We start from the raw sequence: 22,472 nt of genomic DNA, 5'->3' as shown, positions 1-22,472 counted from the left end.
TTATAATTTTAATTTCTTATTAATATTTCTTTCCATTTTTCACTCTCAGCGTATTGTTTAATGGTTTCATTTCTTTCTTTTAAAAAATTAGTCATATACTTTTTTAGAAAAAGAAAATCTGCTAACCTTCCCAAAAAACCTAATGGAGATCTAAACTCCAAAACATCAATCAATAATGTATCGTTTCCTTTTCGTAAAAAATAATGTTCGTGCTTGAAATTCTTAAAAGCCCCTGAAATCATTTTATCTGCAAAGTATTCATCTGATTCGCATCCAATAACTTCTGAAGTAAAATTCTGATATACCCCAATATGCTTCGCCCTCCATGTTACTGTTTCTCCCATCTCTATCAAACCTTCTCTTCTTCCCCCAACTACCTTTTCATAACTTTTTCTTGATGAAATTAAATGTAACTCAATACTTCTTGAAAGATTGAAAACAATTGATCGATCTGCATTTATTTTAGTTAACAATTTGATGATAGCCATCTTTTATATTTTAAGTTTATTGAATGTGGTCGTTTCAAAATTATATCCCATATTTAACAGTCTCTCAGGGTATACTTTTCTGCTTTTTAATAATAACTCAGTTTCCGTCCCTATTATGCTGGCTCCTATTTTCAACAATATTTTTGGAAGATTTAAACCGAAAAGAACATTTAATTTTTTACGAAGGATCTTCTGAAATGTATTATTTGGAATAGGGTTTGGAACACATAGATTATATACGCCTTCTTCCTTATCTAACAAAAAATCAATTGCCTTTACATAGTCTCCTTCTGATATCCAACTAACATACTGCGTTCCCTTTCCCTGTATTCCTCCTAACCCTGCCTTAACAAGTTTCTTCATCAAAGGAAAAGCCCCTCCTTTATTTCCTAAAACTATTGAAGTTCTTGTTATAATCTTTTTGGTTTTAGGTAAATGATGACTATTAAAAACCTGCTCCCATTTTTTGCACACATCCATGGAAAAGTCAATTCCTATATCTCCATCCAATTCTGTCATAAACTTTTTTTCAGAGTGCTTGTATATAGTCGCTGAAGAGGACTGGATAAATACTTTCGGCGGACAATCAAGATGTTTAACAGTACGACATAACAGGTCGGTAGACAATAATCTACTATCATATATATCTCTCTTATTTGATGTAGTATATCTACAGTTCACAGATTTTCCCGACAAATTAATCAGTACATCCGAATTTTCTAAAAATGAAACCCAATACCCTATCGTAGCTCCATCCCAATATAAATAGTGAACATTACCTTTATTCAAAATATGAGATCTTGTTAAAACATAAATTTGATTTTCTTCATCTTTTCTGTAGTATTCAATTAGCAATTTCCCCAAATATCCAGTACCTCCCGCGATTATAATTTTCATAGCAATTAATCTTGTATTGTTCGCTCTAATTGATTTTTACTCGCTTTACGACCTTTCAAAAAGAATACGATAAAAAATATCATTGTAATTCCCAGGTATATTGAAAAACCACCTATTTTTTCGCTTAATGTTTCTACGAGAAATTTATAGCTGGAAATATTGTATACATGAATAATGCGTAATGCAAAACCAATATTCAATAAATAAAAACCAATTTTAAATAATTTATTCGTCGCTAAAGCTATTTCCTCTTTTTGATGAAAAATATCAAGCATAAATATTTTGCTATTCTTAAATAATTGTTGAGAAACAAAAGTAGTTAACCCTATAGATACAGGTAAATAAACTAAATAGGCTATTAATTCTAATGAAGTATTCATAATATTACGATTTATTGTTATTTTAAATTTCTTGTCATTCTTGCCAGATTAATGGCTTCGGCTTTGGTAAAAACTATTTCTCGTATTTGACTCATATCTTTCCATAAATAATCATACCCTTTTAAGCCTTTTGCTGCACTCACTCGTTTTTGCATCGCTCTCTTTTCTTTTTCTGTTGCTTCCCTCTTTTCACCTAACTCTCCATATAACTTAATACCAGGAAAAGAATTGAATCTTCCTTTAAACAAACTTTTTAACCAAAACCATTTTCCATTATTTACCGAAAGCACGCATATTTTTTTATTATTAAGACTATTCTTTCCTAGTTTCGAAGCAAACTTTTCAAAGTAAAATCCTGTAAAATCATTATTCAGAAATAACGAACCTATCGGTGTTACTGTTGGTTCATTGTCTGCATTCACCGAAGCGATTGATACGAACATGTTTTTTCGCCTATTCTTTTTTATTTGCTCTTTAATTTGAGACCATTGTTCTTGTATGTTTAGCTTCATCTTTTATAAGTTTTAAAGTATTTATGTATTCGATAGATTGCATAGAGATTAAAGTGATGTAACACTCCTACGATTAAGATAATTGTGCTAAGCTTTAAACTTATCTCTAGTAGTACGTTTTCAATAGTAAACACTTCATTTATATTACCTAAATTCCATACGGATAAACCTAGATTCAAACAGTAATATGAAACAAGTAAAGTGTTATTGATTGCATTTGCTAATGACGCATTTTGGGGAAAATAATTGTTTATATAAATCTTACCGTTTTGATAACATTCATTTCCAATATAAAGGACCATTAGAAACGACAACATTAGATAAATAATATAAGTAATATTTGTCATAACATACGTTTCTTTAAATTTTCAAGTATAAATGAATAATACAACGCTAAGCTCATTGGAATAACAACGACCCCAAATAGTATTGAAACTTGATTATCTTCCAATAACTCAAAATGTATTATGATCAAATAAGAAAAAATATACAGAAATAATAGAGTCCAATATTTTAAAAGATGTCTTCTTGCAGTTTCATCTAGTTTTTCCCATAAAAGAGCAAGAACTAAGCTACTTCCCATATGGAATAACCCCAACACAAACTCCATACAAAACCCAAGATAGATTGTTAAAAAGAGTATAAACATTGTAATCATCAAAAACCTATTGATATAAGTAAATATTTTAATTATATTTTCCATATTTTCAGAAATTATTGAAAGTTTGATTGTAAATTTTTTTATTTTTTTACTATTTTGGTTAAATTGGATAATAACCAGTGTTCATCAGCTTTTATGGCCTTATCTAAAATATTATTTACTGTATTGGTTACACTTGACAAATCCTTCATTAGCTTTTTAAATTGTGCTGCTTCTTCTGAACTCTCTTCTACCCCTTCTTTTAATTCTTCAAGAACTTTTAATACCGGTTCAATTTCTCTTCTCTTTCTTTCCTTTGTTACCTGCTTAAACAACTCCCAGATATCTTTGTCCGCTACAAAAAATTCCTTACGCTCTCCCACGATAATTTCTTTACGAACAATTCCCCAGTCAATAAGTGCCCTTACATTCATATTCACATTTCCTCTTGAAATTTTCAGAATATCCATAATTTCATCCGCAGACAATGGTTTTGTAGATGACAATAATAATGCATGTACCTGCGCCATGGTTTTATTAATTCCCCAACTCGTTGCTAAACTGCCCCATGTATGAATGTATTTTAATTTTGCGTCTTCTAAGTTCATATGTCAAATATACAACTATTTTTAAAATTTCAATAATTATTGAAAATAAAATATTTAATATTCCATGTAATATTTAAGTTTTTCAAAGTACTAACAAAATAAACAATCGATAATCCATACTTTAAACATGAAAATATAACTTACAATTACCACGTAACTATTATATAACCAACTATATTAAAACAACCATTTTGAGCAACGACTTTTATAATACATCCATTTTACCTCATGCAGGAATTATTATTAAAATATGTAGGGCCTATACCGATTCAGAACCAGACTTTGAGGACTATTACCAAGAAGTTTGTTTACAAATATGGAAGAGTCGTAAAGCATTTAAAAATAAATCAAAATGGTCGACATGGATTTATAGAATCACTTTAAATGTTTGTTTAACCTTAATAAAGAAAAAAACAAGAACAAATTCAGATTATTCGATTCTACCAGAAAACTCAGAAGAAAACCGAGCTTTTCAAAATGAAGAATTGAATTTATTGTATGATGCTATTAAGAAGTTATCAGAAGTCGATAGAGCAATTATTTTATTATATCTGGAAGAAAACCCTAATAAAGAAATTGCTTCGATCATTGGTACTAGCCCAAATAACATAGCCGTACGTGTAAATAGAATTAAAAAACAATTAAAAATATTATTAGATGGAAAAATCAATTAAAAACATTTGGGACGAATCATTTATCAGTGAGAAATCCTTAATAGCCCCTAAAGTCAATAATCTATATAATCAAAAATCAAAATCAATAATTCATCGTATTCGAAGAATTTATGAATTTGATAATAAAGGATTAATTCCAATGGCTGTTCTTACTTTTGTATTCTTAACAGTTATTTCGGAAGTTGTAATCGGTGCCTATAGTGCCTTACTAATTTTGGGGCTCTATTTTTTCAACAAAAAACTGTTAAGTCGATTCAAAACATTAGATATCAAATCGGATACCTTAACATATTTAAAAGAATACCGAAGTATTACAGTATCCATAACAAAGGCTACGAAAAAACTTTTTGTATTTATTTTGCCATTAGCCGTCTTATCAATTTTTGTAATTGCTTTCTTTATGAAAGAGCAGAGTTTTTTATCTAAATATATCTCGGAAGACATGAGCTTTTTACAAGCATTCAGTATTGGACTGATTATAGCCGTAATAATTTCAATTATTTGTAATGCTGTTTATGCCATCTCAACACAACTGGTATATGGTACACTTTTTTCAAAATTAGATGATATCATTACTGAAATGGAAACATTAAAGAATTAATCTCACATGAATTTCAAAACATTCATTGCTAAAAAGCGCTGGTATTATTACTAGCGTTTTTTTTGCAATATTGTAAGCCCTATTCTAATATGTTCATAAGATATTTTCTCTCCTAAAAACTCGAAATAAGGTTTTAGCGCTACCTCTCCTTTTAAAACTTTTTTAGCATTGGCTATTTCTTTCAGAATATCAGGAGTTATGAACTTATCCAGACTAATGTCTTTTCCTTCTAAATACAACTTCGACAAATGTGAAAAAATAGTGGTTGATTTTAGATTTCTAGATTCCGCTATTTCCTCTATTGTTAAACCGTCTTTATAAAGTTTATAGGTTTCTAAGGTAGTATCTTTTTTATTCCTTTTCTTTTCGCTTAAAAAGTTTTTAATTTCCTCCATAAACTCTCCTCCATATACTTCTAGTTTCCTCTCTCCGACTCCGCTAATTGATAAAAACTCGCTATCAGTTGTCGGTCTCTCTTTCTCGATTTCTCTTAATGTAGCATCGTTAAAAACCAAATAAGCCGCAATATCTTCTTCTTTCGCTATACGATATCGAAGCTTTCTAAGTCTTTCAAACAATGTATTATTTGAACGTTCTTTTGTTTTCTTTTTGACAAGTTTTTCTTCCTTTTTCACTTCAACCGGACTCGTAAGTTTAACCTTTTCTCCTTCAAAAAGCACCTTTTTCGAAAACTCGGTTAGCTGTAATGAATTATTTAAATGAAATGCAATTTGACAGTATCCCTGATTCATTAGCTGAATTAAATAATGTTGCCAGTCTCTCCAGGAAATATCATTTCCAACTCCATACGTTTTAAGTGATTGATAATTTTTATCCAAAACGGCTGCATTCTGAGCACCTCTTAATACATCAATTATAGTTCCCATTGCCTCTTTTCCTTGTAATCTATAAACAGCAGATAGGGCTTTTTGCGCAATAACAGTTCCATCAAAAAACTTCGGTGGATTTTTACACACATCACAATTACCGCAATTTTCTTCTATAAGTTCTCCAAAGTAACTCAATAAAATTTTTCGTCTACAATCGGTTGCTTCGGCAAATTGTTTCATTCGCTCCAACTTGGCCTCTTGCACCTCTTTATTCCCAGTATTTTCTATAAATTGTCTAAGTTGAATTACATCTGCATAACTATGAAAAAGCAATGCTTTAGAAGGTAAACCATCTCTTCCTGATCGCCCTATTTCTTGATAATAGCCTTCAATATTTTTAGGCATGTTATAATGAATGACCCATCGGACATTCGATTTATCAATTCCCATTCCAAAGGCTACTGTCGCGCAAACCACTTCAACATCATCTTTGATAAATGCTTCTTGTGCCGATGATCTCTCATCAAATGAAAGTCCAGCATGATAAGCCACTGCAGAAACATTGCTTTTTTGTAGTTTGCTTGCCAACTGTTCTGTAGTTTTTCTGCTTAAACAATAAATAATACCACATTGGTTGGGTCTATCTTGAATAAAACGTAGAATCTGTTTCACTCTATCATTTGCAGGACGAACCTCTAATGTTATATTTTCTCTATTAAAAGAACTTATAAACCTTTTGGCATGAGGAATTGCCAATTGATCAACAATATCTTCTTGTGTTGCTTTGTCCGCTGTTGCAGTTAACGCCACAACGGGCACGTCAGGCAATGATTTCTTTAAAAATGCCAATTGTTTATACGAAGGTCTAAAGTCATGCCCCCATGAGGAAATACAGTGAGCTTCATCAATTGCAATGCAACTAATATAGTTTTGATTAAGTATATTTTGCAATAAAGGTAAACTTTCAGGAGCCACATACAACAACCTAATATCTCCACTCGCAACACCTTCAAAAACCTGTTCGTGTTCTTCAGATGATTGGCTACTATTAAAAAAGGCTGACGAAATACCATTAGCTTTTAGACTATCTACCTGATCCTTCATCAAAGCAATTAAAGGCGATATTACCAATGTAATCCCTTTTAAAAAAAGAGCTGGCAACTGATAACAAATGGATTTACCTCCTCCTGTTGGCATAATTACCAAAGTATCTTTCTTCGCTAAGATATTCTCTATTATTTGCTGTTGTTCAAGTCTAAAACTATCGTACCCAAAGCTGGTCTTTAATTTCGATAACAATTCTTTTTCCTCAATCTCTACCATAAAGCAAAAATAAGTAAATAGACATAAAATTACTTCATAAACTAAAGTCGATTCATCATATTTAAAAATTAGAATTTCGCGCATAAATCATCAAAGACGATAACAAAAAAAAGCGAAGATGATTTCTCATCTTCGCTTAATAGTAGTAGGCTTAGTATTATTAATTAATATCTTTCAATAATACTTCAACAGCTTTCTTTAGCTGCTCATCTTCTCCACGGCTCTTCCAGCCTGGGAAGTTCTTTATCAAGTAATCAGGAGTAGCTGGAGCATCATTCTCCATATTTTCCCCTGAATTCTTTACATACCATGCTCTAAATGGCATACGAATGTATCCGTTTTGTAAACTTTGACCTCCTGTTGAAATTACTGCTCCAAAAGTCGGTTGTCCTACTAATTTTCCAAGTTTCAAATTCTTAAAAGCATGAGAAAAAATTTCAGCATTTGAATAACTATTTTCATTACATAACGCGACCAAAGGCTTAGTATTTACCGATAGTATTGCTCTTTCATTAAATGGATAATTACCTGAAAAATCTTTATGATTTTTTAAACTTTTGGTAGCTCCTCTAGGAATTGTATATGCATGTTGAGTAACGTTTAGTACTGCCATTAGTCGATCTGTAGTCCATCCACCTCCGTTATAACGAACATCAACTACAATTCCTTTTTTACCATACCCACTAGCTTTTAATTCTCTTTCAAATCTTTCAAAACTAGTTAAATTCATTCCTTGTATATGAATATACCCTAACTGTCCATTTGAATATTCTTCAACCAATTTTTTTCTTGAACTCACCCACTCTTCATACTTTAAAGTTTTAAGAGAGTGCTGCGGTCTTAAAATAATATTTTTTCCTGTTGATAACGTAACCAAGGTTTCATTCCCTCTTGAGTTCTTTAGTAAACTATAAAAGTTAGTTCCTTCTTTAATGTTTTTACCGTTTACTGCTGTTATAACGTCTCCAACATTTAACTTACTCATAGATTTATCAGCAACAGAATTTGTTAAAACATAGTCTACTTTTACTCCCGTATTGGTATCCGAAACTTCTAATCCCAACAATCCAATGTTTTCATTTTTCACTTTTTCAGGATTACCTCCTCTATATCCCATATGACTGGCGTTTAATTGTCCTAACAACAGATTAAACATATAACTATAATCTTGCTGCGTAGACGCTGATAACACCCAAGGTCTATATTTTTTAACCAAAGTTTTCCAATCATACCCATGAAATTCAGGGTCATAAAATCCAGCGGTTAATGCTCTGATTCCTTCCTCAAAAACTTGTTTTCTTTCTTCTTTATAGTTAACGGTGTATGTTGCCTTGTGAGGAAAGCTTTCTACTTTATCTGACTTTCCTTTTAACATCTTCACTCCTCCAGAAGATAAGAAATATAACTTCCCTTTTACCTCTGAAAAATCTCCTGCCCATTTCACTCCCTTTACTTCTTTAGGATCGCTTCCATTCCATTTCACCTTATACAAACTTCTTCTTTTAGTAGCTGGGTTTGTAGCAGAAAAATACAAAAATTCGCTATCTGGATTGAATGCTAAACTGTACTCATCGTCAGATAAAGATGTTACTTGAACTAATCGATCATAGATATTGGCTTCATCTACCTTAACAACTACTTCTTTTTTCTTATCCTTTTTCCCTTTCTTTTTTCCCTTTTTCTTCTCTTCTTTCTTTACATAATAATCACCTTCCTCATGATCTCTCTTCGTTTTCTCCCAATCTTCTTTCTGAAGCCATACCATCCATACATCATAGTTTATTCCACTTCTGTTTGATAGAAATGCTAGTTTCTTACCATCGGCACTCCAAACAGGGCTTCTATCTCCTCTTGGATGCATACTTACATTAAACTTCTGCTTACTATCTTCTGTTGATTGAATGTATATTTCACTATCAAAATTTAAATCTTCTTGAGAATACGCGATATACTTGCTGTCTGGACTCCAAGAAAGCCCATCAGCTGAAGCCCATGTGTCTGAAAATGTTTTTGGATTTTTAATTTCCCCTTCTTTAATATCAGCAATAATTAGCTTACTTCTTCCTTCTGTATAGGCTATTTTCTTTTTATCAGGAGAAACAATGATGTTATTAATATCAATCTTAGCATTCGTTAATTTTTCAGTTTTAACGGTTAAACTTCTCGATAGCTTTACCAAAGTATCCGATGAAACGGCACTATAAACATTGTAATACCCATTTCTATCAGAAAGGTAAATCACCGTTTTATCATCTATCCATTGAGGCTGCTTATCTTTAAAAAAGTGATTACTTATATTATTTGAATTTTTCTTTTCTTTATCATTTTCTTTCACGAAAATTTCACCCGAAATTTCTATAGCGGTTAAACTCCCATCAGGAGAAATTGCATAATTTCTAACTTTTGACGAGGTCGTTTTTGTTTCTTCAATATCGAAACGATTGTCCGAAGGAATGTTTAATGCTAGCTTTCTTGCATTGCCATTCTCTAAAATATAAGTATCTATTCCAGAAGTATAAACGATTGTTCCTTTTTTACTTACAGAAAAAGACCTTACTCCATCAACTTTTTGAAAAGTTAATTGTGTTGCCTCTCCAACTTTTTCTCCAGTGCTAGAAATAGCTTGTTTATAGATATTATATCGTCCACTTTTTGCTCCAATATAATACAGATTATCTTGTCCATCCCAAAGAGACGAATGATCATTTTTTGCACTTACAGTTATCTGATTGTATTTATTAGTTTTTTTATTATAAACCCAAATATCTCTTTGAGCAGAACCTGAATAGTCTTCACGAGCTATTCGACATGCTCCTTTTGTATAAGACACCATATTTTTATCAGAGGAAATCGAAGCCGCAAATCCATAAGCGGTAATTAATCTTTCAGGAGTTCCGCCATTTTCATTTACCACATAAATTTGATTGTCCCATTCAGGCCCTTTAAAAACTCTTTCGGTTGTAAAAACAATATTCTCACCACTCCAATCACTAGGTATATTGTTTGTTGGGTAATAAGTCAATTGTTTTGGAACTCCTCCTTCTACAGGAACTGTAAATATATTCTTATTACCTTTTCTATTTGACGAAAATGCCAACTCACTACCCTCTGAATTCCATATTGGATCAACTTCATAGGCTTGATGAATCGTTATTCTTTTTGCTTTTTGGTTAGCAATATTATATATCCAAATATCTCCATGATAACTGAACGCAATATGAGATCCATCTGGACTAATTTTCGGTTGACGAATTAATGTTTGACTAAATACATGCCCTCCAAACATGAATAGAAAAACTAAAACTATATTTTTTAATTGCATTTTATTTTATTTATGCTACTAAATTACTTTATTGCAACGGAGTCTCGATAAAATTTAGCATTATATTAACAATTATTAACAGTTCTAAGCACAATATTCTTTATTCTACTCATTCATATCACAGCATAAAAAAAGCCGCTAAAAAATAAGCGGCCCCTCTAAGTTCAATTTTATCAATATTTATTCAATAACTATCTTCTTTGTAGTTACCATATCTTTACTATTGATTCTTACAAAATAAATCCCTTTTGGTAAATAAGCTATAGACATGCGATACGCTTCATTTTTTAAAGCAACACCGTTAAAATAGCGTAATATATGCCCTCGAGAGTCAAATAATCTAATTGCAACCGTTTCTTCTTTATCTCCTTTTATATAAAGATATTCTCCTTTTACTGGATTTGGGTAGATTTGAATATTATCTAAATAATCTCCATGGTCATCCGAAGAATCATCATATGTAGCTATTGGAGATTTCCAAATTCCTCTACCATAAGTTGCAGCATATAAATGACCATCAGCATAATTTATTTCAAGCTCATTTACCTTTACATTTGGTAAATTGTTTGCAAATGATTCCCATTCTTGCATATTCATATCTCTGTAGTAAACTCCATAATCCATTCCTAGATATAAACCATCTCTTTTGTTATCATCCCATTCAAGAGCATATGGTGAAAAATTCGGCAAACCTTTACTATAATGAATCCAGCTTCCTCCTCCATCTGTACTAATGATAACTTTCTCTTCAGCGCCTGAAAGAGCTACGGCTATTTTATTTGGATCTGTAGGATGAATTGCAATACTATTTACTTCTCCTTTAAAACCTTTTAATTTCGCCCATTCTTGAGTTGCTCCTCCATTTAAAGTTCGGTAAATTTTCGTTCTTCCTCTTAACTCTTCTGGAATATACCAACCATTACCATAATAAATACAAGCATAAACAATATCAGGATTTGATGGAGCTATTTTAACATGTGTAACATTTCTACCCAAATCTTGAGAGATTTGCTCCCACGAATCGGCCCCATCAGCAGATTTATAAACACTTCTAGAACCATAATATAAATCTCCATTTTGATCTTGTTCTAATGGTGTTACCCAATTACCACCTGGACTATTTCTTCTCATTCGCCACCAAAACGCATCATTACCTTGTGTTGTTGTTTTGTACAATCCTCCAAACTGACTTGTTCCATATACAACCATTGGGTTGTTAATATCGACTAAACCTTCCATACCGTCAGCTCCAAGCCAATCAATCCAAGCATCTTTTGCTTCACGACCTCCTCGGTAAATAGACGATCCGTTATCTTGAGAACCTGCAGTTATAACTACCGGATTTGTTTGAGAAACACCTAATTTATAAAACTGTCTAATTCCCAAACCACCTGTTAAATCTTTATAATATTCTGCAGTAAGATTGGTAGTATCTTCACTTAAAAAGATACCTCCATCGGTAACAACAAATAGGTCGTTACCTACAAACTCTAAATCATCTACATCGGCATGGCAATAACCTATATCTAAATTTTTAGCTCCTCCAATTGTCCATTGTGAAGAATTCGAGAATGACACGCCACCATCCATAGATCTCCAAGTGTTAATTCCAGCAATATGGACCTCATCTGGGTTCGTTGGAGAAACAGCTATTCCCATATCTCTTGGAGCTTGCCCTCTGTTATCTGACGCCTTATTATCATAACCAAAGTAATTTTTATTACTATGATCTAATTTCTGAAAGGTAACTCCATTATCTACTGATTTGTAGAAAGCGCCAAAACGACCTCTATTTTCCTCAAGTACATACACAATATTAGAATCGGCTTTAGATACTCCAATCATTTTAGCGCCATAAGGAAACGTTTTATTCTCAATAAAACTATTACCTCCATCAGTAGATCTGAAGAATCCACCGTTACTCCCATAAATTCCATATGAGGATGCGAATAGTACATCAGTATTATTTGGGTCAAACTCTATATCATAAAATCGGCCTTGAACAACTAACTCCCATGACTCACCGCCATTCAAAGATTTGTATAAGCCACTAGTTTGATTACAAGCAAATAATACATTCGGATTTGTTGGATGAATTAAAATCTTTAGAACGTTTCCTATTCCTGCGTTTCCAATCTGTTCCCATGTAGCCCCAGCATTTAATGACTTATATACATGCCCAAAGCTAGAACCCCAATAATATACTTGAGTATTTGATTGTTCTATTGTCAAAGAATAGGTATACATATTTCCATGGTTATCTGTTAACGAATTCCATGTATTTCCTTTGTCGGTGGTTTTCCAAATACCACCACCAATAGATCCTATGATAATGTGATTATGATTCTTGTTTTCTACAGCAAAACTTGATATTCTTCCCACACCTGGATTCCACCCAGTAGTTTCATTAAAATACGTTGGGCCCAATTCTGACCAGCTGGCACCGTTATCGAGAACTTCCTCTAATGAATTTGCATTTCTTCTTTGGTTTTGAGCTTGAAGTTCGTTGAATAAATAGTTTGAATCTTTTACGAATCCATTAACATCCAATTGCTTCATTGCAAAATACTCCCAACGTTTGTACTGTTTGTAACCAGTACCTTTTCCTATTCCGTTAACTTCGAAATACTTTTCGGCTTCCTCTTGAATTTCAGATAGCCTATGGCTATTTTCGGAAATCATTTTTTGGTATTCCTGTGCGTACGAAGAAATATAAGTACACGATAAGAAAACTAACAGTAGTTTAAGTTTTTTCACCATAATTAGTGGTTTTTATGATTATTTTGGTTAAGCGGCGCAAAGTAATCTAAAAAGTATAACGGTGAACTGAAAAAAAATGACATTATGTCCCAACAAACAGAAAATCATAATAATTCACAAAATCATTAATTTTAATCAAAAATTTAACATATTTAACTCATAGCATAAAAAAAATAAGATTACTAGTAGTAATCTTATTTCATCCATAAAAATCAATACATATATTGTAATAATCTTATTTTTTTATCCTTTAATAATTGATTTCACAAATTCATTGGATTTTAACACTCCATTCTTATCGAGGTATTTTATGTAAGCCGACCCAATTATTGTTCCATTTGCGTAAGTACACGCTGTAGAAAATGTCTGATGATCCGAAATCCCAAAACCAACAATTAATTTACTATTTAAATTCATTGATTTAATTCTTTCGAAGTATTCGATTTGCTGTTGCGATACTTCCCCTTTTGCTCCTGTAATTGACGCCGAAGCTACAACATAAATAAAAGTACTCGTTAAGCTATCAATTTTACGTATTCTTTCATCAGAAGTATGAGGAGTTATCAAAAAAACATTACTTATTCCATACTTATCAAAAAGAGGTTTGTAATGACTCTCATATTCTACCATTGGTAAATCTGGAATGATAATAGTATCAATACCACATTGTTTAACCTTTTCACAAAAAGCTTCTTCTCCATACTTAATAATTTGATTTAAATATCCCATCAAAACTAAGGGTGTTGGATTTTTTTCTTTTATGGAGATCAATTGCTCAAATACAACATCTAGATTCATTCCATTTTTTAAAGCTACAGAACTACTATGCTGAATTGTTGGTCCGTCTGCTAGTGGATCTGAATATGGCAATCCTACTTCGATGAAATCTACTCCAGCTTTACTTAATTCACTAATAATGGTTTCAGTTCCATTTAAATCAGGGAAACCCGCTGTAAAAAATATAGACAATAAATTGTTGTCTTTCTGACCAAATAATTTCTGTAATGAATTCATTTCTATATTCTTTTTTAACTTTCTAAATGTTTAATATATGTTTCTAGGTCTTTGTCTCCTCTACCAGACAAATTAATTACAATCGTTTGGTCTTTGCTTAAATCCATTTTTGGAAGTACGGCCAGAGCATGTGCTGTTTCTAAAGCTGGAATAATACCTTCAATTTTCGTTAATTCATAAGCCGCGGCTAAGGCTTCTTTATCCGTAGCATTCATAAAGGTAGCACGTTTACTTTCATGTAAGAAAGCATGTAATGGACCTACTCCTGGATAATCTAATCCTGCAGAAATAGAATAAGGCTCAACAATTTGACCATATTCATCTTGCATCAAAATGGTTTTACTTCCATGAATAACACCTACTTCACCTAATTGAGAAGTAGCCGCGCTTTCACCAGAATTAACGCCCAATCCAGCAGCTTCTACAGCAATTAACTCTACTTCTTCATCATCTAAATAATGATAAAATGCTCCTGCTGCATTACTTCCACCTCCAACACAAGCAATAATAGCATCAGGATTCTCTTTTCCTGTTTGCTCCTTAAGTTGAACTTTCATTTCTTCAGAAATAACTGCTTGTAAACGAGCAACCATGTCAGGGTATGGATGCGGGCCAACGACAGATCCTATTAAATAATAAGTATCTGGATTTTGAATCCAATAACGTATAGCTTCATTTGTTGCATCCTTTAATGTTTTACTACCACTTGTTGCAGGGACGACTTTAGCACCTAACATTTTCATTCGTGCCACATTAGGAGCTTGGCGTTTGATATCCGTTTCTCCCATAAAAACAATACATTCTAGTCCCATTAACGCGCAAACCGTAGCCGAAGCTACACCATGTTGACCAGCTCCAGTTTCAGCAATCACCTTGGTTTTGCCTAAATGTTTAGCTATTAAAATTTGCCCTATGGTATTGTTTACTTTATGAGCACCAGTATGGTTTAAATCTTCTCGTTTCAGATAAATGGTAGCTCCATATTTTTCTGAAAGACGTTTTGCTAAATACAAAGGACTAGGTCTACCCACGTAATGCTTTAGTAAATCTTTGTATTCTTTTTGAAATGCTGATGAATTAATAATTTGAATATAATTATCTTCTAATTCCTTTACGTTTGGATATAATAGTTCTGGGATAAATGCTCCTCCGAACTGTCCATAATACCCATTACTATCTGGTTGAAATTTCATAATCAGTATTTATTTTATAAATATTGTTGTAAACTTTTTTAACTTTTTTATCGACTTTTTCCCTGGTTCGGTTTCAAATCGACTATTAACATCAAGCGCTATACATTGTTTCGCATAAGATGTTCTCATAAATTCTTTTACCGAATTTATTTCTTCTAAACCTATTCCCCCACTTAAAAAATAAGGAGTATTTGAATTATATTTTTCTAATAACTTCCAGTCGAAGGTCACTCCATTTCCTCCTCTTTCTTTCCCCTTCGTATCAAATAGAAAATAGTCTGCTTTGCCTTCAAAAGGTTTTAACTTATCAAAATCAAAAGAGTCTCTTATTCCAAAAACCTTTATCATTTCCACATTTGGTAAATGATCCTTTAATTCTTTTATATATTCTGGTGATTCATCTCCATGTAACTGCAACATAGATAATTGATATTCTTGAGCCAAAGACACAACGATTTCCAAATATTCATTTACAAAAACCCCAACTTTTTTAATACTCTTAGGTATTTCAGGGATAATTCCTTCAAAATTTCTTTTTGACTTTTCATAGAAAATAAATCCTAAGTAATCTGGTTTTAAATCAGCTACTTGCTTTATATTTTCTATATACTTCATTCCGCAAATCTTCAGCTTCATTTTATCTATTTTTTTGATCATTGAATAGTAAACAAATGGCCTTAAAATAATCTGATCCAAAAGAAATTATTCTTATGCTATCTTTAGAGAATTCAACGTCGAAATCCAAATCTACCACACCATCGGACTTTATTGAATCAATATAAAACCCATCTTTATTAATTTCGTTTAAAACGCCATAAAATAATTCATCCTCCATTTCATCCTGAAATTCGAAACAACCATATTGAGTTTCAATCTGTTTAAAAATCTCAATCACATCATTATTATACTCAAATCCTTGAGGTTTTTCAAATACTGATTTTCTCAACTTAAGAACCTTTTTTAAACTCTCATTATTGTTAGAAAACCTATTTTCTATATACTTTTTATTAATGAGTTTATAACCATCTATTTGAAAGTCTACTGGAATTGATTTAATAAGAATCCAATTCTCGTTTTCATCTAATACAACACCTGTTTCAGTTTCTTCCCAATCAAATAAAATATAATCTTCTACTATCATTTCTCCACCTATCTAATTTGACTAATAAACTCTTGGCAAGCCAATCCTGGGTTTTTAGTTTTCATAAAGTTTTCTCCGATTAGGAAACCTTGAAAACCGTATTCTTTTAATCCCGTTATAATTCTCGGGTCAGAAATACCACTCTCTGAAACTTTCACAGCACTATTGGGTATCTGATTCGCTAAGGCTATAGAATGTTCTAAATCCACTTCAAAAGTTTTTAAATTTCGATTGTTTATGCCTATAATTTTATTGTCTAAATCTGAAATTTTATCTAAATCTTCCTGCGTGTGAATTTCATATAAAACTTCCAAGCCTAAATCAGAAGCCAATTGCCCGTAATCCTTTAGTTCTTTTGCTGACAAACATGTAGCAATTAAAAGTACCGCATCAGCACCTATTGCCTTCGCTTCAACAATTTGAAAACCATCAACAACAAAATCCTTTCGTAAAATTGGTGTTTGTTGATTAATGGTCCTAGCCTCCATTAAATCCGCCATCGTTCCGCCAAAAAAAGAAGTATCTGTTAAAATTGACTGAGCGGCCACTTTTGCTTCTAAATACCCTTCTGTTACCTCTACAATAGAAGCACTATCATTAATAATTCCCTTTGATGGTGATTGTCTTTTAAATTCAGCTATAATTCCTGTTGAATACTCATTAGTAAGAGCTTCTTTTAATGAGAATCTTGATTTTTTAAAATTTGGACTTTCTACCAATTTTTTCACAGGAATCTCAGCTTTTATTTTAGCTACTTCTTTCTTTTTAAATGCTATTATTTTTTCTAGTATTGTCATATTTTTTAATTATGAATTGTTAATTACTAATTCCTAATTGTTAATTGTTAATTATGAATTACGCATTACGAATCGTGAATTCCTAATTGTTAATTCGTAATTAATCTATTCAGGCAATCTTTTGCTTTTAATCCAAATAGTGAATTTTTAGCTTCTTCGAACGCTTCTTCAAAAGATTTATTTTGATCAATAATTTTCAGGGCATACGCGGCATTTGTTAACACCACATTGTTTTGTGCTTCAGTTCCTTCACCATTTAAAATAGTCTTAAATACTTTAGCTGCATCGGCCACAGAATTACCTCCGTAAATATCAGATTGTTTTAAAGTTTTCATTTGCAAATCACCTGGAGTTATTAATTCTTCCCCTTCTTTTGAAAACAATTTAAACGCCCCTGTTAAAGAAATTTCATCATATCCATCTAACGCATGAACAATACCATAATTTGAATTTTCTTCTTGCAAAATATAATTATACAATCTAGCCACCTCCAAATTAAAAGTTCCTAACAATTGATTTTGAGGAGAACTTGGATTTACTAAAGGCCCTAACATATTAAAAAACGTTTTTAATTTTAATGCTTTCCTAACCGGCCCCACTGCTTTCATTGCTGGGTGAAATTTAGGTGCATGTAAAAAACAAATGTTAGCTTTTTCTAAATGAGATTTTAATGTCGCCTCATCATTGGTAAATTCATAACCGAAACTTTCTAACATATCTGAAGAACCTGATTTTGAAGACACCGAATAATTACCATGTTTCGCTACTTTTTGTCCTGTTCCTGCAACTACAAAAGATGTTAATGTTGAGATATTAAAAGTATCTTTACCATCACCTCCTGTACCAACAATATCAATGGTATTATATTCCGACAAATCCACTTTTATCGCCAACTCTAACAATGCTTCTCTAAAACCTGCCAATTCATTTGCAGTTATAGGGCGCATCATAAAAACGGTTAAGAAAGAAGCTAAATGAGCTTCATTATATTTCTCTTGAGCTATATTAATCAACATACTTTTAGCTTCAGACTTTGTTAGCCTTTTATGTTGATATAATTTTTCGAGGGTTTCTTTCATCATTCTTATTATTGATGTTAGGCTACTAATTTATTTTTTACACTAGTTATAAAGTTTCTAACGAGTTGTTCTCCTACTTCTGTTAAAATACTTTCTGGATGAAACTGAACCGCACTTATATGAAATTCCCTATGACGAACAGCCATGATACCACCATCTTCGTCAATGGCTGTTACTTCCAAAGACTCTGGTAAATCTTCCTTGGATGCAATCCATGAATGGTATCGAGCTGCAGGAAAAGTTTGAGGAATATCTTTAAATATAATTGCTTCTTTTTCCAACACCTTCATATCTGTTGCTACCCCGTGAAAAACCTCATTCATATTCATAATCTTTCCACCAAAAACTTCGGTTATCGCTTGTAGTCCCAAGCAAACTCCAAAAATTGGAAGTTTTCCCGCATATGTTCTTATCACTTCTTTTAAAATTCCTGCTTCGTTAGGAATTCCAGGCCCAGGCGAAAGAATAATTAAATCATATCTTCCAACATCCTCTAGTGATATTTCATCGTTTCGATAGACATCTGGATAAGTATCCGTTATTTTTTCAACCATGTGCACTAGGTTGTAGGTAAAGGAATCGTAGTTATCTAAAATTAAAATTTTCATTTTTTTAGTATTGAGGGTTTAGTATTGAGAGCTTCTCAATTCTAATATCTTTAATTAACTTTTATACATTTTCTGCTAAAATTAACGCCTTTTTCAAAGCTGCTAACTTGTTATTCACTTCTTGTAACTCTCCTTCTTCACTTGAATGAATTACAATTCCTGCACCCGCTTGATAATACAATACGTTTTTCTTACTTACAAATGAACGAATAGCAATAGCAAGATTCACCGAGCCATCGAGCCCTATAATTCCAACTGCACCTCCATAAAATCCTCTAGATTGATTTTCGTAGGTATCTATTAATTGCATTGCCTTATATTTTGGCGCTCCACTTAAGGTTCCAGCGGGAAAAGTATCTCCAACTATTTTAACAGGGTTTCCTTTTATTTGACCTTGTACCGTAGATACTAAATGAATAACATGACTGAAATACTGCACTTCTTTAAATACCTCAACCTTTACATTATCCGCATGTTTACTCAAATCGTTTCTTGCCAAATCAACCAACATTACGTGCTCTGCTGTTTCCTTTTTATCTTCGGAAAGCTTTTTTCCCAACTTTAAATCTTCCGCCATATTTCCAGTCCTTCGAAAAGTTCCTGCAATAGGGTTTATAATTGCCTTGCCTTCATTTATTTTTATTTGAGCTTCTGGAGATGACCCCATTAATTTAAAACTTCCATAATCAAAATAAAAAAGATAAGGCGAAGGGTTTATTGATCTTAATGCTCTGTAAACATTAAACTCGTCACCTTTAAACTCTTGTTGAAACTGTCTAGATAATACCAATTGAAAAACATCGCCTCTTTTACAATGAGCTTTTGCATTTTTCACATACTCTTTGAAATCTTCATTGGTGCAGTTTGAAGTTTCCTCACCAACAATTTCAAATTTTTGCGTATTAAATGCCTGAGCTTCTATTATTGTTTCAATTTCATGAATTCCAGAATCCTCTCCTTCTTCAATATTCTCAATTAAAATCAACTCGTCATTAAAATGATTAATAGCAATAATGTACTTATAGAAACTATATTGCATCATTGGTATAGCCGATGGAGCTTCTTTTACATTTAATTTTATGGTTTCAAAATATTGAACACTATCATAAGTTGTATATCCATATAAACCGTTAAAAGACTTTAAGTGTGGATCACATTCAAGTTCAATTGAAGAAGCAAAATCATTAAACAATTGATTGAAGTTTTTGCCAATTACACTTGTGCTAATTTCTTCTCCTTTTCGTGTGATAGAAAATTGATCTTTGTCTGCTTTCATTCCTATAATAGGATCAACACAGATAAAAGAGTAGCTTTCTTCTTTACTATGATAATCTGAACTTTCTAATAATAACGTATTTGAAAACTTATCTCTTAACCGAAGATATAAACCTACAGGAGTTACAGTATCGGATAGTCTTTTTTTTGAAACTGTAGTAAACTTAATTTTTTCCATTTTAGTTTTAGTCGTATTGTTTAAAAACAAAAAAGGCTTATCGTGAGATAAGCCTTTTTCTTTATATTTTTTTATAGGGTATCGCTCACTTAATTTTTGCTAAGAGAGTTCCACCACCATATGTTGTTTTGCGTTAACATGATACAGCAAATTTAAAATAGATTTTTTAGAATGCAAACTTTTAGAGGGTTTTATTTTAGAAAACAATCTTTATAAGCCTCTCACAATGATTTGATCGACTTAAAACATTACAAGGCTACAATATGAGTACAAAACTCATTACAAACACAAAAAACAGTTACACTTTTAAACAAAAAACAAATTTAAAGTTTAAAATTAAAAGCATTATACCAAGATACGTTTACAAAAACAAACAAAGACTGTTAGTTTGTATCAGCAAATTAAATGAAAATCTTTCATAAGTTACTATTTAATCATTCATTAGAAATAAAAAATTTAAAAGATATATGTGTGGAATTGTTTGTGCTTTCGATTTAAAAGAAGGGTCTGAGGTTTTAAGACCTCAAGTATTAGAAATGGCTAAAAAAATTAGACATAGAGGTCCGGATTGGAGTGGAATATATAGCGACAAAAAAAGTATCATGGCTCATGAACGTTTAGCCATTGTAGATCCAACCTCTGGACAGCAACCTTTATTCAGTAAAGACAGAAGATTTGTTTTAGCCGCAAATGGAGAAATATATAACCACCAAGAGATTAGAAAACAATTGAAAGGTGATCACGAATTTTTAACTAAATCAGATTGTGAAGTTATATTAGCTTTATATAAAGAAAAAGGAGAACATTTCTTAGATGATTTAAATGGAATTTTTGGTTTTGCTGTTTATGACACAGCAACAGATGAATATTTAGTTGCTCGTGATCATATGGGAATTATTCCTTTATATATGGGCTGGGATAAAAAAGGAACTTTTTACGTGGCCTCTGAATTAAAAGCTTTAGAAGGACAATGTAACAAAATCGAAGTATTTCCTCCGGGACACTATTACACCAGAGAAGGTGGTTTACAGAAATGGTATTCTAGAGATTGGATGGAATATGAAGCTGTAAAAAACAACCAAACAAGTATTGATGAATTACGTGACGCTTTAGAGGCTGCTGTACACAGACAGTTGATGAGTGATGTGCCTTATGGTGTTTTACTATCAGGAGGTTTAGATTCTTCAATCACCTCTGCAATCGCTAAGAAATATGCAGCGAAAAGAGTAGAGTCTGACGATAAAGATGAAGCTTGGTATCCTCAACTTCACTCTTTTTCGATAGGTTTAGAAGGATCTCCAGATTTGATTGCCGCTAAAAAAGTATCTAAGCACATTGGAACGATTCATCATGAAATTACATTCACTATACAAGAAGGTTTAGATGCTATTAAAGATGTTATTTATCATCTGGAAACGTATGATATCACAACTATTCGTGCCTCTACTCCAATGTATTTAATGGCAAGAGTTATTAAGTCGATGGGAATTAAAATGGTATTATCTGGTGAAGGGGCTGATGAAATATTTGGAGGATACTTATACTTCCATAAAGCTCCGAACGCCAAAGAATTCCACGACGAGAATGTTCGTAAACTTGATAAACTATATCAATATGACTGCTTAAGAGCTAACAAAAGCTTAATGGCTTGGGGAATTGAAGGTAGAGTTCCGTTTTTGGATAAAGAGTTTATGGATTTTGCCATGACAATTAACCCTGAAGATAAAATGATTAATGGTGAGAGAATGGAGAAATGGGTTTTAAGAAAGGCCTTTGAAAGCTACTTACCTGAGAGTGTAGCTTGGAGACAAAAAGAACAATTTTCTGATGGTGTGGGTTATAGTTGGATTGATACTTTAAAAGAAGTTGTTGACACCGCTGTAACAGACGAAATGATGGACAGTGCCGAACATCGTTTCCCTAGTCAAACACCTAGAGCGAAAGAAGAATATTACTACCGTGCTATTTTCGAAGAGCATTTCCCAAGTGATGCAGCTGCATTAACTGTTCCTTCGGTACCTTCGATTGCATGTAGTACCCCAACTGCTTTAGCATGGGATGCTAGTTTTCAAAATGTAAACGAACCTAGTGGCCGCGCTATCGCCGCAGTTCATGAAGATGCTTATTAATATTATTAGTTTCTTTTAAATTT

General features: G+C 32.3%; 20 protein-coding genes. 3 read left to right on the top strand and 17 right to left on the bottom strand.

Going from position 1 to position 22,472, the window contains the following annotated elements:
- Positions 1-8 precede the first annotated feature (8 nt).
- The 6 genes from BLW23_RS18245 to BLW23_RS18215 form a co-directional block, all read right to left on the bottom strand.
- Positions 9-488, bottom strand: coding sequence for an SRPBCC family protein (locus BLW23_RS18245; RefSeq protein WP_093672556.1), 480 nt, complete (start codon positions 486-488; stop codon positions 9-11).
- 3 nt (positions 489-491) lie between these two features.
- Positions 492-1,385 carry a TIGR01777 family oxidoreductase gene (locus BLW23_RS18240; RefSeq protein WP_093672554.1) on the bottom strand — a complete coding sequence of 298 codons (894 nt, stop codon included), beginning with the start codon at positions 1,383-1,385 and terminating at the stop codon, positions 492-494.
- 5 nt (positions 1,386-1,390) lie between these two features.
- Complete coding sequence (locus BLW23_RS18235; RefSeq protein WP_093672552.1) at positions 1,391-1,765, bottom strand: hypothetical protein; 375 nt, start codon at positions 1,763-1,765, stop codon at positions 1,391-1,393.
- A 17-nt stretch (positions 1,766-1,782) separates the two neighbouring features.
- Positions 1,783-2,277, bottom strand: coding sequence for a pyridoxamine 5'-phosphate oxidase family protein (locus tag BLW23_RS18230; RefSeq protein WP_093672550.1), 495 nt, complete (start codon positions 2,275-2,277; stop codon positions 1,783-1,785).
- Between the two features lie 343 nt (positions 2,278-2,620).
- Complete coding sequence (locus tag BLW23_RS18220) at positions 2,621-2,980, bottom strand: hypothetical protein (RefSeq protein ID WP_093672546.1); 360 nt, start codon at positions 2,978-2,980, stop codon at positions 2,621-2,623.
- Between the two features lie 38 nt (positions 2,981-3,018).
- Positions 3,019-3,525 carry a GbsR/MarR family transcriptional regulator gene (locus BLW23_RS18215; RefSeq protein WP_093672544.1) on the bottom strand — a complete coding sequence of 169 codons (507 nt, stop codon included), beginning with the start codon at positions 3,523-3,525 and terminating at the stop codon, positions 3,019-3,021.
- Positions 3,526-3,716: 191 nt separating this feature from the next.
- On the opposite strand from BLW23_RS18215, the gene BLW23_RS18210 reads away from it, so the two are divergent.
- Together BLW23_RS18210 and BLW23_RS18205 are read left to right on the top strand one after the other, a co-directional pair.
- Positions 3,717-4,199: an RNA polymerase sigma factor gene (locus BLW23_RS18210; RefSeq protein ID WP_093672542.1), complete on the top strand. Its 483-nt coding sequence runs from the start codon at positions 3,717-3,719 to the stop codon at positions 4,197-4,199.
- A complete protein-coding gene (locus tag BLW23_RS18205; RefSeq protein WP_093672540.1) occupies positions 4,183-4,800 on the top strand; it encodes a hypothetical protein in 618 nt (205 codons plus the stop codon). The genes BLW23_RS18210 and BLW23_RS18205 overlap by 17 nt, the downstream gene beginning before the upstream one ends.
- A gap of 50 nt (positions 4,801-4,850) precedes the next feature.
- On the opposite strand, the gene recQ is transcribed toward BLW23_RS18205, so the two are convergent.
- The 11 genes from recQ to BLW23_RS18150 all read right to left on the bottom strand — a co-directional run bounded on the left by recQ (position 4,851) and on the right by BLW23_RS18150 (position 20,320).
- Positions 4,851-6,953 (bottom strand): DNA helicase RecQ, encoded by a 2,103-nt coding sequence (recQ, locus tag BLW23_RS18200; RefSeq protein WP_093672538.1) that lies wholly within the window; start codon positions 6,951-6,953, stop codon positions 4,851-4,853.
- Between the two features lie 160 nt (positions 6,954-7,113).
- Positions 7,114-10,275: a S41 family peptidase gene (locus BLW23_RS18195; protein WP_093672536.1), complete on the bottom strand. Its 3,162-nt coding sequence runs from the start codon at positions 10,273-10,275 to the stop codon at positions 7,114-7,116.
- 180 nt (positions 10,276-10,455) lie between these two features.
- Positions 10,456-13,035, bottom strand: coding sequence for a T9SS type A sorting domain-containing protein (locus tag BLW23_RS18190; protein WP_093672534.1), 2,580 nt, complete (start codon positions 13,033-13,035; stop codon positions 10,456-10,458).
- Positions 13,036-13,278: 243 nt separating this feature from the next.
- Positions 13,279-14,049, bottom strand: a complete 771-nt coding sequence (gene trpA, locus BLW23_RS18185) for a tryptophan synthase subunit alpha (RefSeq protein WP_093672532.1) — start codon at positions 14,047-14,049, stop codon at positions 13,279-13,281.
- Positions 14,050-14,063: 14 nt separating this feature from the next.
- Positions 14,064-15,242, bottom strand: coding sequence for a tryptophan synthase subunit beta (gene trpB / locus BLW23_RS18180; RefSeq protein WP_176829878.1), 1,179 nt, complete (start codon positions 15,240-15,242; stop codon positions 14,064-14,066).
- 9 nt (positions 15,243-15,251) lie between these two features.
- Entirely contained in the window at positions 15,252-15,878 is a 627-nt protein-coding gene (locus tag BLW23_RS18175; protein WP_093673187.1) for a phosphoribosylanthranilate isomerase, read from the bottom strand.
- Between the two features lies 1 nt (position 15,879).
- Complete coding sequence (locus tag BLW23_RS18170; protein WP_093672528.1) at positions 15,880-16,383, bottom strand: hypothetical protein; 504 nt, start codon at positions 16,381-16,383, stop codon at positions 15,880-15,882.
- 8 nt (positions 16,384-16,391) lie between these two features.
- On the bottom strand, positions 16,392-17,180 hold the full coding sequence (gene trpC, locus BLW23_RS18165) for an indole-3-glycerol phosphate synthase TrpC (RefSeq protein WP_093672526.1): 789 nt from the start codon (positions 17,178-17,180) through the stop codon (positions 16,392-16,394).
- 89 nt (positions 17,181-17,269) lie between these two features.
- On the bottom strand, positions 17,270-18,259 hold the full coding sequence (gene trpD / locus BLW23_RS18160; protein ID WP_093672524.1) for an anthranilate phosphoribosyltransferase: 990 nt from the start codon (positions 18,257-18,259) through the stop codon (positions 17,270-17,272).
- Between the two features lie 17 nt (positions 18,260-18,276).
- Complete coding sequence (locus BLW23_RS18155) at positions 18,277-18,867, bottom strand: anthranilate synthase component II (RefSeq protein WP_093672522.1); 591 nt, start codon at positions 18,865-18,867, stop codon at positions 18,277-18,279.
- Between the two features lie 61 nt (positions 18,868-18,928).
- A complete protein-coding gene (locus BLW23_RS18150) occupies positions 18,929-20,320 on the bottom strand; it encodes an anthranilate synthase component I family protein (RefSeq protein ID WP_093672520.1) in 1,392 nt (463 codons plus the stop codon).
- Positions 20,321-20,787: 467 nt separating this feature from the next.
- Here BLW23_RS18150 and asnB point away from each other — a divergent pair, with 467 nt between their 5' ends.
- On the top strand, positions 20,788-22,449 hold the full coding sequence (gene asnB, locus BLW23_RS18145; RefSeq protein WP_093672518.1) for an asparagine synthase B: 1,662 nt from the start codon (positions 20,788-20,790) through the stop codon (positions 22,447-22,449).
- Positions 22,450-22,472 lie beyond the last annotated feature (23 nt).

The sequence above is a fragment of the Tenacibaculum sp. MAR_2009_124 genome, assembly GCF_900105455.1.
Lineage (GTDB): Bacteria > Bacteroidota > Bacteroidia > Flavobacteriales > Flavobacteriaceae > Polaribacter.
The sequence above is the reverse complement of the archived record's forward strand: the minus strand, read 5'-3'. Positions and strand labels throughout refer to the sequence as shown.

What these genes read in the sequence shown, in the direction of transcription:
- BLW23_RS18245 (WP_093672556.1), bottom strand. Translation starts at nt 488, where the DNA reads ATGGCTATCATCAAATTGTTAACTAAAATAAATGCAGATCGATCAATT.
- BLW23_RS18240 (WP_093672554.1), bottom strand. Translation starts at nt 1,385, where the DNA reads ATGAAAATTATAATCGCGGGAGGTACTGGATATTTGGGGAAATTGCTA.
- BLW23_RS18235 (WP_093672552.1), bottom strand. Translation starts at nt 1,765, where the DNA reads ATGAATACTTCATTAGAATTAATAGCCTATTTAGTTTATTTACCTGTA.
- BLW23_RS18230 (WP_093672550.1), bottom strand. Translation starts at nt 2,277, where the DNA reads ATGAAGCTAAACATACAAGAACAATGGTCTCAAATTAAAGAGCAAATA.
- BLW23_RS18220 (WP_093672546.1), bottom strand. Translation starts at nt 2,980, where the DNA reads ATGGAAAATATAATTAAAATATTTACTTATATCAATAGGTTTTTGATG.
- BLW23_RS18215 (WP_093672544.1), bottom strand. Translation starts at nt 3,525, where the DNA reads ATGAACTTAGAAGACGCAAAATTAAAATACATTCATACATGGGGCAGT.
- BLW23_RS18205 (WP_093672540.1), top strand. Translation starts at nt 4,183, where the DNA reads ATGGAAAAATCAATTAAAAACATTTGGGACGAATCATTTATCAGTGAG.
- recQ (WP_093672538.1), bottom strand. Translation starts at nt 6,953, where the DNA reads ATGGTAGAGATTGAGGAAAAAGAATTGTTATCGAAATTAAAGACCAGC.
- BLW23_RS18195 (WP_093672536.1), bottom strand. Translation starts at nt 10,275, where the DNA reads ATGCAATTAAAAAATATAGTTTTAGTTTTTCTATTCATGTTTGGAGGG.
- BLW23_RS18190 (WP_093672534.1), bottom strand. Translation starts at nt 13,035, where the DNA reads ATGGTGAAAAAACTTAAACTACTGTTAGTTTTCTTATCGTGTACTTAT.
- trpA (WP_093672532.1), bottom strand. Translation starts at nt 14,049, where the DNA reads ATGAATTCATTACAGAAATTATTTGGTCAGAAAGACAACAATTTATTG.
- trpB (WP_176829878.1), bottom strand. Translation starts at nt 15,242, where the DNA reads ATGAAATTTCAACCAGATAGTAATGGGTATTATGGACAGTTCGGAGGA.
- BLW23_RS18175 (WP_093673187.1), bottom strand. Translation starts at nt 15,878, where the DNA reads ATGAAGCTGAAGATTTGCGGAATGAAGTATATAGAAAATATAAAGCAA.
- BLW23_RS18170 (WP_093672528.1), bottom strand. Translation starts at nt 16,383, where the DNA reads ATGATAGTAGAAGATTATATTTTATTTGATTGGGAAGAAACTGAAACA.
- trpC (WP_093672526.1), bottom strand. Translation starts at nt 17,180, where the DNA reads ATGACAATACTAGAAAAAATAATAGCATTTAAAAAGAAAGAAGTAGCT.
- trpD (WP_093672524.1), bottom strand. Translation starts at nt 18,259, where the DNA reads ATGAAAGAAACCCTCGAAAAATTATATCAACATAAAAGGCTAACAAAG.
- BLW23_RS18155 (WP_093672522.1), bottom strand. Translation starts at nt 18,867, where the DNA reads ATGAAAATTTTAATTTTAGATAACTACGATTCCTTTACCTACAACCTA.
- BLW23_RS18150 (WP_093672520.1), bottom strand. Translation starts at nt 20,320, where the DNA reads ATGGAAAAAATTAAGTTTACTACAGTTTCAAAAAAAAGACTATCCGAT.
- asnB (WP_093672518.1), top strand. Translation starts at nt 20,788, where the DNA reads ATGTGTGGAATTGTTTGTGCTTTCGATTTAAAAGAAGGGTCTGAGGTT.